Here is a 512-nt window from a genome sequence, read left to right on the forward strand (position 1 = left end):
GCTTCGAATCCCTTTATTGACTCGGCAGAATCCACCAGTGCGCCAGCACTGAGGAACAGTCGCCGCAGGCCCTCGAGAACGGTCGGTTCGTCGTCGCAAAGCAGGATGTATTTGCCCTTAAGGATGGACGTGCACTTGCCATCCGTTCGATCGTCCGTCTCGACGACAGGTATGATTTTCGATATCGGAGCGTACAGGGAAAAACGTGACCCGCGCCCTTCGACCGACCAGAAACGCATGCTGTGCTTCGGCAGAATTCCGACAACCCGATTGACGATAGACAACCCAAGTCCAAGGCCTTTCGACCGGTCGCGGCCAGAATTGTTAATCTGATAGTACTCGGCGAATATCGCATCCCGATGCGCGGGCGAGATGCCGACGCCTGTGTCCCATACGTCTATGCGAAGCCGTTCCCCAATCAGCACCCAGCCGATTACGACTCCCCCCGCTGAGGTGTTCTTGATCGCATTCGATACAAGATTGGACAATGCCCGCTTGAACAGGGAGCGGTC

General features: G+C 56.2%; 1 protein-coding gene. It reads right to left on the bottom strand.

Going from position 1 to position 512, the window contains the following annotated elements:
• The coding region (locus AWB68_RS46190; RefSeq protein ID WP_143282110.1) for an ATP-binding response regulator at window positions 1-512 on the bottom strand (512 nt) is incomplete at both ends.

Origin of the sequence: Caballeronia choica (genome assembly GCF_001544535.1) — a bacterium.
In the GTDB taxonomy this organism is placed as follows: Bacteria; Pseudomonadota; Gammaproteobacteria; order Burkholderiales; family Burkholderiaceae; genus Caballeronia; species Caballeronia choica.